10 protein-coding genes are annotated in these 13165 nt (G+C 61.4%); 3 read left to right on the top strand and 7 right to left on the bottom strand.

The window, feature by feature from the left end; translation table 11 throughout:
- Window positions 1–39: 39 nt before the first annotated feature.
- Window positions 40–1482, top strand: coding sequence for a cytochrome c oxidase accessory protein CcoG (gene ccoG, locus KKO72_RS02180; RefSeq protein WP_214935013.1), 1443 nt, complete (start codon window positions 40–42; stop codon window positions 1480–1482).
- A gap of 34 nt (window positions 1483–1516) precedes the next feature.
- Here the strand turns inward: ccoG and KKO72_RS02175 are convergent, their stop codons facing one another.
- From KKO72_RS02175 to tauA, 7 genes are all read right to left on the bottom strand, one after another.
- Complete coding sequence (locus tag KKO72_RS02175) at window positions 1517–2863, bottom strand: DUF2325 domain-containing protein (RefSeq protein ID WP_214935011.1); 1347 nt, start codon at window positions 2861–2863, stop codon at window positions 1517–1519.
- A 179-nt stretch (window positions 2864–3042) separates the two neighbouring features.
- On the bottom strand, window positions 3043–3822 hold the full coding sequence (gene mnmD, locus KKO72_RS02170; RefSeq protein ID WP_214935010.1) for a tRNA (5-methylaminomethyl-2-thiouridine)(34)-methyltransferase MnmD: 780 nt from the start codon (window positions 3820–3822) through the stop codon (window positions 3043–3045).
- Window positions 3823–3890: 68 nt separating this feature from the next.
- On the bottom strand, window positions 3891–5501 hold the full coding sequence (locus KKO72_RS02165; protein WP_214935008.1) for a GMC family oxidoreductase: 1611 nt from the start codon (window positions 5499–5501) through the stop codon (window positions 3891–3893).
- A 129-nt stretch (window positions 5502–5630) separates the two neighbouring features.
- The gene (gene xsc, locus KKO72_RS02160) at window positions 5631–7448 is read right to left on the bottom strand and encodes a sulfoacetaldehyde acetyltransferase (RefSeq protein WP_214935005.1); all 1818 of its coding nucleotides are present in this window, start codon (window positions 7446–7448) and stop codon (window positions 5631–5633) included.
- A gap of 125 nt (window positions 7449–7573) precedes the next feature.
- Window positions 7574–8515 carry an ABC transporter permease subunit gene (locus KKO72_RS02155; protein ID WP_251140397.1) on the bottom strand — a complete coding sequence of 314 codons (942 nt, stop codon included), beginning with the start codon at window positions 8513–8515 and terminating at the stop codon, window positions 7574–7576.
- A complete protein-coding gene (locus KKO72_RS02150) occupies window positions 8512–9303 on the bottom strand; it encodes a taurine ABC transporter ATP-binding protein (RefSeq protein ID WP_214935003.1) in 792 nt (263 codons plus the stop codon). The genes KKO72_RS02155 and KKO72_RS02150 overlap by 4 nt, the downstream gene beginning before the upstream one ends.
- Before the next feature lie 81 nt (window positions 9304–9384).
- A complete protein-coding gene (gene tauA, locus KKO72_RS02145; protein WP_214935001.1) occupies window positions 9385–10395 on the bottom strand; it encodes a taurine ABC transporter substrate-binding protein in 1011 nt (336 codons plus the stop codon).
- Window positions 10396–10550: 155 nt separating this feature from the next.
- Here tauA and speB point away from each other — a divergent pair, with 155 nt between their 5' ends.
- Together speB and betC are read left to right on the top strand one after the other, a co-directional pair.
- Window positions 10551–11525 (top strand): agmatinase, encoded by a 975-nt coding sequence (speB, locus tag KKO72_RS02140; protein WP_214934999.1) that lies wholly within the window; start codon window positions 10551–10553, stop codon window positions 11523–11525.
- Window positions 11525–13039 (top strand): choline-sulfatase, encoded by a 1515-nt coding sequence (betC, locus tag KKO72_RS02135; RefSeq protein ID WP_214934997.1) that lies wholly within the window; start codon window positions 11525–11527, stop codon window positions 13037–13039. The genes speB and betC overlap by 1 nt, the downstream gene beginning before the upstream one ends.
- Window positions 13040–13165: the final 126 nt, after the last annotated feature.

The following is a 13165-nucleotide window of genomic DNA, read 5'->3' as shown; positions in this document are numbered from 1 at the left end:
AATCTACCATTTCAGATGAGTCTGCGGCATCCTTGACGTATGTCAAAAACGATCATTCCCATCCTACCCGTTGCTGACAGCGCTACCGAGGGTGGCCTGTTTGTGATGGATGCCAAAAACAAGATTTATGTACGTGCCGTCACCGGCCGGTTTGCTGCCTGGCGCTGGGCGGCGGTGTGGCTGACCCAGCTGGTGTTTTACGGCCTGCCCTGGTTGTCCTGGAACGACCGCCAAGCGGTGTTGTTTGACTTGGGGCAGCAGCGCTTCTACTTGTTTGGCCTGGCCTTGTACCCGCAAGACCTGATTTACCTGGCGGTGTTGTTGATGCTGGCGGCTTTGCTGCTGTTTTTTGTGACGGCCGTGGCCGGGCGCATCTGGTGTGGTTTCGCCTGCCCGCAAACGGTCTACACCGAGATTTTCCTGTGGGTGGAGCAGCGCCTGGAAGGCAGCCACCACGCCCGCAAACGGCTCGATGCGATGCCCTGGACACCTGAAAAGCTGGCCCGCAAGGGCGGCAAACAGGCGACTTGGCTCTTGATCAGCCTGTGGACCGGTTTCACCTTTGTCGGTTACTTCACACCAATCCAGACCCTGGGTGCGCAAGCTCTGACCCTGGCCTGGACCTCGTGGGAGCTGTTCTGGGTCGGTTTTTATGGCCTGGCCACCTATGTCAACGCGGGCTATTTGCGTGAGCAGATGTGCAAACACGCCTGCCCCTATGCCCGGTTCCAAGGTGCGATGATGGACCGCGACACCCTGGTTATCGGCTACGACACAACACGGGGTGAGGCACGCGGCGCACGTTCGCGCAGCGCCGACCCCAAGGCGCTGGGCTTGGGCGACTGCATTGACTGCACCTTGTGTGTGCAGGTCTGCCCAACCGGCATCGACATACGCGATGGTTTGCAAAGCAACTGCATTGGTTGTGCCGCCTGTATTGACGTGTGTGACACGGTCATGGGGCAAATGAATTATCCCAAGGGTTTGATCCGTTATTCGACCCAGAACGGCCTGGCCAACGGCTGGGACCAGCCGACCATGCGCAAGCGGGTGTTGCGCAAACGGGTGCTGATTTACGCAGCTTTGCTGTTGGCAGCGGTGCTGGCCTTTGTGAGCAGCGTCGCCCTGCGCAGCCCGATGCGGGTGGATGTGGTGCGTGACCGCGGTGTGATGGCCCGGGTGGTGAATGGGGGCGCGGTGGAAAACGTCTACCGCTTACATGTCATGAACGCCACCGAAGAAGTACAGCGTTACCGGGTGACTGTGCTGGGTCACCCCGATTTGTCCATGGGTGAACCGCTGGAGCTGGCATTGGGCCCGGTTGAGGCCCGCACCGTGCCCCTGAGCGTGCGCCTGCCGTTCACCGACGCCAGCAACCTGGCCGGGCAGACCTTGCCGATCCAGCTGGAGGTCACGCAGCTTGGGTCAGATGAAGAGCTGGTCAAGGTGCGCGAGAAAACCACCTTTCATGTGCCGCAGTGAGGGGTTGGCTGGTGTAAGCGATCAGTCACTGCCTTCAGGCCAGGCTGCCCAGCACGCGCGACGCCAGCTGACCCAGAGCCCGCTCCAGCGCAGAGCGGCTGGGCATTTCGACAAACAGGCAAGGTTTGCCGGTGCGTTTGCAATGCTCCTTGACGCGCCAGTAGGCGCCGTGGCTGATACAAGCCACCTGGCAAATCACCACATCGGCCGCTTGTAGCTGGTTGCCCAGGCGGCTGGCCTTGTCCTCTTCGCCGCCGTCGTGGTGCATAAAGCGTGCACCACGGTTCTCGATCACCTGGCGGTAGATGGGGATGCCTTGGGTGCGACCACCGACACACAACACGGCGCGGTCGGTCAGGTCCACAGTTGATGGGGGGCTGGTGTCGAAAGTGGCACCTTTAGCCGCCTCGGTTTCTATGGATGTGCGGTCGGGCTTACCAGGTCGCACCGCGTTGGCCTGTGCCTCGGCCTCACGCCGCAACTTTCGCATCAACAACTTTTCGTTGTGATCTGCCAGACGCTGTTTGCCCTCGGCCTGACGCTGCCGTGACAGGCTTGCAATATCTGAACCCTGAGCAGCCACGGCTTCAGATGGTGCCAGGCTGCGCGCAGCTTCGGCACGGATCAGGCGGGCTCGAAGTTGGTTGCACTCGGTCCGCAAGGCGTCCAGAGTGGCAGCCTGCTCTGCTGCCTGGGCTTGCAAGCGTTGTCGTGCAGCCGCCAACTCCTGGATCAAACACTGGTTGTGCGCCAACACCTCGTTGAGCCGGGTGATGTCAGCCCGCGCTGCCAGACCCATCTGGTGCTGCAGCATGTGCACCTGGCCTAACACTTGATTCTCCAGATCGGCAGAGCAGTGCGGGTGGGTCAACAGCGCCCAGAAATCGCCGGCCCAGTCGGAACCCAGGCTAGTGTGTGTCCAGCCTTCAGCCAGGGCCTCAGTGGTTTTGAAACGATGGGACTGTTGGATCTGCCGGGCATAACGGCGGTCCAGCTCGCGCTGGAGTTGTTCGGCCAGGGCAGATCGGCTGCGGCAGGCCTGCAGCACCAGGCTGTGCACTTCGTAGTCGGAGCAGCCATCAACGGACAGGCCGGATTTGCGCGCCAGCTTCTGCAGCTCGGGAAGGTCCAGGCAGACGCCAGTGACCGGGCAGGCGGCGCTGTGGCCCATATCCCAGAGCCTGCGCCGTCCCGAGCCAGTGACGGATTCGCAGGGAACAGCCAGTGACGTGTCTGGCAGCGTATTGCTCTGGGTCGTGCAGTCGTTTTGCATCACCTCGCTGAGCAGCACCGCAGCCGAGTGAATATGCACGCGTGACAGGCCATGGGCCTTGAGCACCTGCTCTGCCTGATGGGCCTGATTGCTGGTCAATAGGGTCATTGTGTGTCCTGCAGGAGTCAAGCAAAGGCCCATGCTAGAGACCGACGCACCCAGCCGCAACGAAGGAAATCAGCCAAGCTCAGGCGTGTATCTTTTGTGCATTTGCTTATGCCTGAAATGACGGCTTGTGCCAAGTCCGGGCGCTTACCTGCCGGTGGGCGATGTTGTCCTGCCTGTCTTCAGGCGCTCAGCGGTGCGAGCTGCGCGGGTGCGGACGCAGCTGAGTTGTCCAGACCCTGAAAAACAGCCTCCAGCCGGTCCCGCTTGGGTGGCAAACCCTGGCACTTCTTGACCGCGAAACCCGCCTGTGTCAGACCATCACGCACCCGCCGTGCGATGGTGTAGGTGGCCAGCGTGGTTCCGCGGCGGCACAAGCCTGCCACCGCCTGCAGCGTGGCCGCTGACCACATGTCGGGGTTGATGCCGGGGCTGAAACCGTCCAGGAACACCGCGTCAGCCACCACGTCCAGCCCTGGCAACACCTGCACCACATCAGCCACAGCCAGTGTCAATTGCACCCGGCCCTGGGCAAATTGAAAGTGATGTTGGCCCGGTGACAGGTTTTGCCAAACACCCGCCAGTTCGTCGGCCAGCGGTCCAACCGGCACCAGCGGCAGGGCCAGTTCACCAAGACCCGCCTCAGCCGCTTGTGCGGCACGGACCAAGTCAGCCGCAGCCACCGGATACGCCTCCACCGAGACAAAGTGCAATTGCTGGCAGCGCTGTGGGTCGGCCAACCACGCGGCCCAGGTGGCCAGAAAGTTCTGGCCCAGGCCAAAACCGGTTTCCAGAATGGTGAAGTGGTCCTGCTCATGCCAGCGCTGTGGCAATCCACACCCCCGCAAAAAAACACCCGCAGCCTGCGCCAGGCCACCGGTGCAGGAGTGGTAACGGTCCTGGAAACGCGGGCTGTAGGGACAGCCGTCTTCCAGCCAGTTGATGGATTCGGGCACGGACATACAGCAATCAATCGGGAAAAAGGCGCATGCACACACTGTAGCAAGGCCAGTAGCTGGCAAGCTGCGGTTTAACGTCGGCCTGGATGGTCTTCGCGAATCATGTCCACCGCCTTCTCGGCCAGCATCACCGCTGCCGCATGGGTGTTGCCCGACACCAGGGTGGGCATCACTGAGCAGTCCACCACGCGCAGGCCCTGAACACCGTTGACACGCAGTCGGGGGTCCACCACCGCAGTGACATCCACCCCCATGCGGCAGGTGCCCACCGGGTGGAAGATGGTGGCGCCGTGCTGGCGGCAAAAGGCCAGAATATCGGCATCTGTGTTGACGTCGGGGCCGGGTTTGACCTCGCGGTGCACCAAGGGACTAAGGGCGTTGCTGGCAGCGACAGCGCGCGCCGTCTTGACCGCAGCCACCACGGTGCGCTGGTCCAACTCGGTGCTCAGGTAGTTGGGGGAGATATCCGGTGCCTCCAGCGGGTCGGCACTACGGATGTGAATCTGACCACGTGACTCGGGGCGCAACTGGCAGACCGACAGCGTGAAGCCCGAATACGGATGCACCTGGCCGCCCGCCATGTCGGCGGACAGCGTGGCCACATGGAACTGGATGTCGGGCGTCGTCGACTCTTTGGGCAGGGCACGCATGAAACAACCACCCTGGTTGATGCCCACTGCGAGCGGGCCGCTGCGCTGCAACAACCATTGCAGACCGATTTTGAGCTTGCCGACCCATGAGTTGAGCTGGTCGTTGGTGGTGATCGGCTGGCTGCATTCAAACCCTAGCCGAATCTGCAAATGGTCTTGCAGGTTCTCGCCCACTTCAGGCGCGTCATGGATCAGCGCAATGCCGTGTTGCGCCAGCAAAGCCTTGGGGCCGATTCCTGAGACCTGCAGAAGCTGCGGTGACTGCACTGCGCCTGCGGCCAGCAACACCTCGATCGTGCAGCGAGCCTCCTTGGCCACCCCGTCCTGGCGGTAGTGCACACCCACGGCCCGCTTGCCCTCGAAGATCAGGCCAGTGCTGATGGCGTTGGTCTGAATCGTCAGGTTGCGGCGTCGGCGTGCGGGTTTCAGAAACGCGGTAGCGGTGCTGCAGCGCCAACCCCTGAAGGTGTTGAGTTGGAAATAGCCCGCGCCAGTCTGCTCAGGCCCGTTGAAGTCCTCATTGCGTGGCACCCCGAGTTCGCTGGCCCCCTGGATGAAAGCCTCGATCAGCGGGTGTTTGGCGCCGATGTCACTCACTTGGAGTGGCCCGTCAGCGCCGTGGTACTCAGAGGCTCCGCGCTGGTTGCCCTCAGAGCGGATGAAGTAAGGCAGCACATCGGCATAACTCCAGCCGGTGTTGCCCATGCTGGCCCAGCGGTCGTAGTCCTGCCGCTGGCCACGGATGTAGATCAGGCCATTGATGGCGCTGCAACCGCCCAGGGTTTTGCCACGCGGCCAGTAGATGCGCCGCCCGGCCATGCCAGGTTCGGGTGTTGTTTCAAAACGCCAGTTGTAGGTCTTGCTCCACATGGTTTTGCCGTAACCGATGGGCAGGTGCAACCACAGCGAATGGTCCGGCGGCCCGGCTTCGAGCAGCAGCACACGGGTGGCCGGGTCTTCACTCAGACGGCCCGCCAGCACGCAGCCGCTGGAGCCTGCACCCACGATGATGTAGTCAAATTCTGGGGGCATGGTGAATCAAACGAAGGCGTTGGCAAGTGGCGTCATGGTGCTATGTTAAATATAGCTATTGGCCCTCTATAAATGAGGGCTAGGGGCCAAAATGGCTTATAGACCTTGCGCTCGTGGTGCGCCAAACGCTCACACGTAGTCCTTGTACTTGTCCAGAAAACGCACTGGCTTGGACAGCGCGTCGCGGCGGAACGGATCACCCAGCTCCTGGGTCACCAGAATCTCGATCACCGTGGTTTTGCCTAGGTTCATCTGGGCGTCGATGGCTTTTTGGAGCGCGGGCCCGACGTCTTCCAGGCGGTCCACCACCACGCCTTCGGCGCCCATGGCGATGGCAATCCCGGCAAAACTTGGGTTGTCGAGTTCACCGGCGACAAAACGGCGGTTGTAGAAGTCCACCTGATTCTTCTTCTCGGCGCCCCATTGCCGGTTGTGGAACACCACCGCCGTCACCGGAATGTCGTGGCGCACGGCCGTCAAAATCTCGGACATGCTCATGCCCCAGGCACCGTCCCCCGCATAGGCCACTGCCGGGCGTTCGGGTGCCGCACGTTTGGCACCGATGATGGTCGGCAGCGCATAACCGCAGTTGCCAAAACTCATCGGCGCGAAGAAGCTGCGCGGCTCCTCAAAACGCAGGTAGCTGTTGGCCACCGAGTTGATGTTGCCGATGTCGGTGGACACCATCACGCGCGGCGGCATGGCTTTTTCCAGCTCGCGCAGCACCTGGCGCGGGTGCAACCACTGGCCGCCGTTGAAGGTGGGCTCCTTGGCGTTCTCGGCAATGATGTCCAGGCTAAATGGGTCGCGCTCGTGGGTCCAGGCATCCAGCTCTTGTTCCCAGGCGGCCTTCTCTGCTTCAATAACAGTAGCGCGTTGCTCCCGATTCGCATGGGCTACAAGTGTTTTTCCTTCCAAACGCTGCAACAGCGCCTGCGCCGTGGCCCGGGCATCACCGTGAATGCCGACGTTGATTTTCTTGACCAGCCCGAGGTTGGTGTGGTCGGCCTCGACCTGGATGATCTTGGCGTTCTTGGGCCAGTAGTCCAGCCCGTGTTGCGGTAGGGTGCCAAACGGTCCCATGCGCGAGCCCAAAGCCAACACCACGTCGGCCTGGGCAATCAGCTTCATCGCAGCCTTGGAGCCCTGGTAACCCAGCGGCCCGGCCCACAGCGGGTGGCTGGCCGGAAAGGCGTCGTTGCGCAGGTAGCCGGTGGCCACCGGCGCACCCAGATGCTCGGCCAGCGCTGTGAGTTCTTCCACCGCATTGCCCAGCACCACCCCACCCCCGGCCAGGATCACCGGGAATTTGGCGTTGGCCAGCAGCTCGGCAGCGGCATTCAGGCTGCTCTCACCCCCGGCGCCACGCTCCACCCGTTGCGGCTGCGGGATCTCGGTGGTGATCTCGCCATAGAAGTAGTCGCGCGGGATGTTGAGCTGGGTCGGGCCCAGGTCGCTCAAGGCGCGGTCAAAGCAGCGCGCGGTGTATTCGGCAATGCGTTTGGGGTTGTTCACATGGCCCTGATACTTGGTGAACTCCTGGAACATCGGCAGCTGGTTGGCCTCTTGGAAGCCACCCAGGCCCATGCCCATGGTGCCGGTCTCAGGCGTGACGATCACCACCGGGCTGTGCGCCCAGTACGCGGCGGCAATCGCGGTGACGCAGTTGCTGATGCCCGGGCCGTTCTGGCCAATTACCACACCGTGGCGGCCACTGACGCGGGCGTAGCCGTCGGCCATGTGGGCAGCACCCTGTTCATGCACGACCGACACCAAGTTGATGCCAGCGGGTTCAAAAATGTCCATGGCGTCCATGAAGGCTGAGCCCATGATGCCAAAGATGTCGGTGACGTCATTGGCCACCAGGGTTTCGACAAAGGCCTCGGACGGGGTCATTTTTTGCGGGCCGGTGGCCACGGTGCGTGCGGGAGAGGTGGGAGTGCTCATCGGGGAAGTGGTGTGTCTTGAAGGGAGGTCGGGAAGAAAAAGGGATGCAGGCCAGCAGCTGCTGGCCAAATCTCGGCACGCAGGCCGCAGCGGTGTTCAAACCGCAGGCCGGGCAGACAGTGGCTTTAGCTCTTGCCTTTCCAGGGCACCAGCACACGCTCCAGCAGCCGCATGGCGAGTGAAAAGCTGAAGGCACAAGCGGCGATGATGCCGATGCCAACAAACACCGCATCGGTGGCCAGAAAGTGCGAGGCTGACATCGTCATGTAACCAATGCCACGGGTCGAGGCAATCAGCTCGGCCGCCACCAGCGTGCCCCAGCCCACCCCCAGCGCAATGCGGATGCCGGTCAGGATCTCGGGCAGGGCCGAGGGCAGCACCACCTCGCAAAACAGCTGCCAACGGCTGGCGCCCAAAGTCAGCGCGGCGTTGACGCGTTCAATCGGCAGCGAGCGCACACCGGCCTGCGCCGACAGCACAATCGGCGCAAACATGGCCAGGGTCAGCAGGGCAATTTTGGAGGTCTCGCCAATGCCCAGCCAGATGATCATCAGCGGCAGGTAGGCCAGCGGGGGCAGCGGCCAGTAGAACTCGATGGGCGTGTCCAGAATGCCTTTGGCCCAGCGGTTCAGGCCCATCAGCAGACCCACCGGAATACCCAGGCCAACCGCAATGGCCAGGGCGCTGAGGATGCGGGTCAGGCTGGCCGACACATGTTCCCACAGCGTGGCGTTGGCATAACCGTCCTGGAAGATGGAGGTCGCGGTGGCCAGCACCTCGGCTGGAGTTGGCAGAAACAGGTGGGGCACCGAGCCAGTTTTGGCGACGAGCCACCATAACAACAGGATGGCTACACCGGTGGCGATGCTGATGCTGACCGTGGCCTGGCCGCCGATACCAAAGGAGCGCATCTCAACCAGTTTGGGTCTGAAATCGACGGGTTTGTCCTGCTCCGCCCGGTCGCCGCGCCGTGAACCCACGTGTGCGGCAGGCTTTGCTGGGCTGGGGATGTCCTGGCTGGGTTGTTTCACGTTCACAAACAGGGGGTCTGCTGCAATGTCTGTCATGACACAAGCTCCTTCTGGTCTTCCGACTGGTGGATGATGGCGCGGATGTCTTCCCGCAAGCCTGTGAACGCGACGGATGTCTTGACCGCTCGCGGGTCACCGTCACGGGCGATGGTGCGGACAAAATCCAGGTCAAACCGCGCCACGATGCGCCCTGGGCGCGGCGACATCACCACCACCTGCGTGCCCAGCACCAGCGCCTCGTCAATCGAATGGGTGATGAAAAAAATGCGTTTGCCGGTGCGTGACCAGACCGATACCAGCAACTCCTGCATCTGTTCACGCGTCATGCTGTCCAGCGCACCAAACGGCTCGTCCATCAGCAGAATGGCAGGGTCGGGTGCCAGCGCCCGGGCAATACCAACCCGCTGGCGCATGCCACCAGACAACTCGTAGGGCGCTGCATTGGCAAAGTCCTGCAGACCCACGAGTCGCAGCAGTTCCATGGCCCTATCACGGCGCTCGGTGCGCGAGATACCGGCGAATTTCAGGCCCAGAGCCACGTTGTCCAGCACCGATTTCCAGGGCAGCAAGGTGTCTTTCTGAAACACGACGCCGCGGTCGGCACCCGGCCCGATGATGGGGCGGCCATCCAGCGTGATACTGCCATGAGACAAGGGCAAAAAGCCCGCCATCGCATTGAGCAGGGTGGACTTGCCGCAGCCCGAGGTGCCCAGCGCCACCACAAAGCTGCCCTCGGGAATGTCAAGCGACACCCGGTCCAGCGCCTGCACGGCGCGGCCATCGCGGGCGGCAAAAAAAACAGTGGCCTGGTCAATTCGAAGCATGTTGTTTCCGGTTGGTATCGCAAACACGCCGCGAAGCCAGGACTGGCCCGGTGAACGCGGCGTTGACAGGAAGAAAACTGATTACTTGTGGGCAGGCAGATAAACCGGCGACACGTAAGCGGCGTAGCTGGGCAACACCTCAGAAATCTTCTTTTGCTCCTTCAGGAACAGTGCGGTGTTCTTGAGGATCTTGGCGATGCCTGAGTTTTCGCCCCCACCGAGCCAGGCTTCAGTGCTTTGCACCGGCAGCGGCAACAGCGACAGGTTCAGCAGCGCAGCGGCCTGATCTTGCGGTGTGCCGCCGAGGAATTTGGCCAGGGTCTTGGCATTGTCACTATCCGGTCCCCAGGCCGCTTTGTTGGTGACAAAGGATTGCGCATACTTGTCCGTGACAGCGGCAAACTTCTTCAGAAATTCCGGATTGGTCTTGGCAAAAGCACCGGTGGCCACCCAGGCACTGAAGGTCGGAGCGCCCTTGTCGGCCACGTCTTTGGAAGTCACCAGCACCTTGCCGTTTTTCTTCAACTCAGTCAGCGCCGGGTCCCAGACGAAACCACCGTCCAGGTCGCCCCGGTTGTAAGCGGCGACGATTTCAGGTTGCGGAATGGCGAACACCTGCACGTCTTTTTCGGTCAGGCCCTGGCTTTTGATCAAAGCCAGCAGTTGGTAGTGATCGGTCGACACGGGTGCGGCGGCCAGCTTTTTGCCCTTGAGGTCGGCCAGCGAGTTGATGCCCGAGCCGTTACGCACCACCAGGGCTTCGTCAATGCCAGAGATCGAGGTGATGTAGAACGCCTTCACATCCAGGCCGCGCGAGGTGGCTGCGGCATAAGGGCTGGAGCCGACATAACCGACCTGCACGTCACCCGATGCAATCGCGGCAAAGATGTCCGCGCCGGAGTTGAATTTGCGGAAATCGATCTGGTAGCCGGTGGTTTTGGCAAAGTCGCCATTGGCAATACCCACCTGGAACGGCAGGGCGTCGGTCTGGTAGGCAACCACAACCTTGTTGTCCGCTGCGAGTGCCAGTGAGCTCGTGACGACCATCAGCCCACCCACAACGGAGGCCAGCAGATTTTTCATCAATTTCATGTTTTTCATTCCTTCTAGGGGTTCAAAGCGATGACACACGCTCGGCAGAAAATAGTAGTTGCCGATGTGCTGGGCGCCAACGAACAAAACCACGCTTGCTTATTCGGAAATCATGTTTGTGGCTGGCGACGGCGGGTCTTACAGTCGCCCGCCATATGATCAAAGACATTCAGTGCTATCCGGAGATGGCCAATCCGCAACTCAGGCCGCGTTATTCCGGGCTGGCGAGTTTTTTTCGAACCCCCCTGGTGGACCAACTGGACGGTGTCGACATTGGTGTGATTGGTGTGCCGTTCGACGGCGGTGTGACCAACCGCACCGGTGCCCGCCATGGCCCACGTGCCGTGCGCGAGCAGACCACCCTGGTGCGGCGTTACAACCAGGCCAGCGGTGTTGGCCCGTTTGATCTGGCACGGGTGGCCGATCTGGGCGACGCCTGGCTGGAACAACCCTATGAGCTGACCGCCGCCCTCAAGGAAATCCAGGCTTTTTTTGACAAGGTGCATCAGAGCCGCGTGGTCCCGCTGTCGGTCGGGGGTGACCACTCGGTGACCCTGCCGATCCTGCGGGCACTGGCCAAGGAACGTCCACTGGGCATGGTGCACATCGATGCCCACTGCGACACCGGAGATGACTACCTGGGCTCTCGTTTTCACCACGGTGCGCCTTTTCGCCGTGCGGTCGAGGAAGGTTTGCTGGATCCCAAGCGGGTGATCCAAATCGGTATTCGCGGCTCCTTGAACCACCCTGACATGTGGCAGTTCAGCCATGACAGGGGCATGCGGGTGGTCTACATGGAAGAGTTCACCGACCGTGGCTGGCGCTGGGCCGCTGAAGAAGCGCGCCGGGTGGCAGGCAGCGGCCCCACCTATCTGTCGTTTGACGTGGATGGGTTGGACCCGGTGTTTGCGCCGGGCACTGGAACCCCCGAATCCGGTGGCCTGACCATGGTCGAGGCCCAGCGGTTGATCCGTGAACTGGCTGGGCTGGATTTTGTTGGGGGTGATGTGGTCGAGGTGTCGCCGCCGTTTGACCCTTCGGGCCTGACCGCCCAGAACGCCGCCAATGTGCTCTTTGAAATTTTGTGCGTGCTGGCGCTGGCCTTCAAGCAGCGCCAGGGAGCTGTGTGATGCCTCAGAAAAACATCCTGATCCTGATGGCGGATCAGCTCAACCCGCGCTATTTGTCGGCCTACGGTGATGTCACTGGCAAAACCCCGCACATTGACCGCTTGGCCAAAGAAGGGGTGGTGTTTGATTCAGCCTACTGCAACAGCCCGCTGTGTGCACCCTCGCGTTTTGCACTGATGACCGGGCAGTTGCCGTCAAGCATCGGCGCGTTTGACAATGCCTGCGAGTTGTCGGCCGACAAACCCACCTGGGCCCACTACCTGCGGGCGGTGGGTTACCACACCATCTTGGCCGGCAAAATGCATTTCTGCGGGCCAGACCAGTTGCACGGATTTGAAGAACGTTTGACGACCGACATTTACCCGGCAGACTTTGGCTGGACGCCAGATTGGCAGCAGCCGCACAAGCGTCTGGAGTGGTACCACAACATGAGTTCGGTCACCGATGCGGGACCATGTGTGCGCACCAACCAGCTGGATTTTGATGATGAAGTAGTGGCAGTCACCCGGCAAAAACTGTTTGACCTGGCGCGCACACGCGACGCTCGGCCGTTTTGCCTGACGGTGTCGTTGACGCATCCGCATGACCCGTTTGCCATTGCGCAAAAGTACTGGGATCTGTTCGAGGGCGTGGACATTCCAACGCCGCGTGTGACGAGGGAGCGGACTGAAGACGATCCGCAGTCGGCGCGTATTCGCGCCATGTGCGCCATGGATCAGCAGCCGGTGAGTGCTACGCAGATCCAGCGTGCCCGTCGCGCTTATTACGGTTCCATCGCGTATGTGGACGAACAGTTCGGCCTGATTCTGCAAACCCTCAAGGACATCGGGCAAGCGGATAACACCATTGTGGTGGTGATGTCCGACCATGGCGAGATGCTCGGTGAGCGTGGCCTTTGGTACAAGATGAACTTCTTTGAAGGTGGCTGCCGGGTGCCGCTGATTGTTCACTCGCCAGCAGAATTTGCGGCCAAGCGCGTGTCGCAGTCGGTGTCGCATGTCGATCTTCTGCCGACGCTGCTGGAACTCGCCGGCGCCCAACCGGCGAGTGACCCGCAACTGGCCGGGCGCAGCCTGTTGCCACATCTGCGGGGACAAGGTGGGCATGACGCGGTGATTGGCGAATACCTGGGCGAAGGTGCGCTGGCGCCGATCGTGATGATCCGGCGTGGCCCCTACAAATTTGTCCATTCGCCTGCCGACCCCGACCAGTTGTATGACCTGTCCCGTGACCCGGACGAACTGCATAACCTGGTGGCCGATCCGTCGCAAGCTACACGGCTGGTCTCGCTGCGCCAGGAAGTGGCTGAGCGCTGGGACTTGGCAGACCTACAAAGGCAAGTGTTGCGCAGCCAGCACAACCGACGGCTGATAGATGCCGCACAGAACCAGGGCCAGGCCATCAGCTGGGACTACCAGCCACATCAGGATGCCAGCCGACGCTATGTTCGTAAACACATTCCGCTAGACGACATCGAAGCCATGTCCAGGTACCCGCACGTTGTGCATTCCTGAAATAGCTTATTCGAATTCCTTCGTTCCCTTGCGCCAGGGTGCTGGCTAAAGTTACCCGAACAAGCCGTGCTGGGCGCCTCGAGTCCCCAGGTGACCAGTTCAAAACAACCTTGTATTTTTCAACCT

Source organism: Rhodoferax sp. U11-2br (assembly GCF_018619435.1).
Classification (GTDB): Bacteria; Pseudomonadota; Gammaproteobacteria; order Burkholderiales; family Burkholderiaceae_C; genus Rhodoferax.
This window is presented reverse-complemented; position numbering and strand designations above follow the sequence as displayed.

Coding starts and splice junctions, on each gene's coding strand:
- mnmD (WP_214935010.1), bottom strand. CDS start 3,822: ATGTCCGTGCCCGAATCCATCAACTGGCTGGAAGACGGCTGTCCCTAC.
- xsc (WP_214935005.1), bottom strand. CDS start 7,448: ATGAGCACTCCCACCTCTCCCGCACGCACCGTGGCCACCGGCCCGCAA.
- ccoG (WP_214935013.1), top strand. CDS start 40: ATGTCAAAAACGATCATTCCCATCCTACCCGTTGCTGACAGCGCTACC.
- KKO72_RS02150 (WP_214935003.1), bottom strand. CDS start 9,303: ATGCTTCGAATTGACCAGGCCACTGTTTTTTTTGCCGCCCGCGATGGC.
- KKO72_RS02165 (WP_214935008.1), bottom strand. CDS start 5,501: ATGCCCCCAGAATTTGACTACATCATCGTGGGTGCAGGCTCCAGCGGC.
- betC (WP_214934997.1), top strand. CDS start 11,525: ATGCCTCAGAAAAACATCCTGATCCTGATGGCGGATCAGCTCAACCCG.
- speB (WP_214934999.1), top strand. CDS start 10,551: ATGATCAAAGACATTCAGTGCTATCCGGAGATGGCCAATCCGCAACTC.
- KKO72_RS02155 (WP_251140397.1), bottom strand. CDS start 8,515: ATGACAGACATTGCAGCAGACCCCCTGTTTGTGAACGTGAAACAACCC.
- KKO72_RS02175 (WP_214935011.1), bottom strand. CDS start 2,863: ATGACCCTATTGACCAGCAATCAGGCCCATCAGGCAGAGCAGGTGCTC.
- tauA (WP_214935001.1), bottom strand. CDS start 10,395: ATGAAATTGATGAAAAATCTGCTGGCCTCCGTTGTGGGTGGGCTGATG.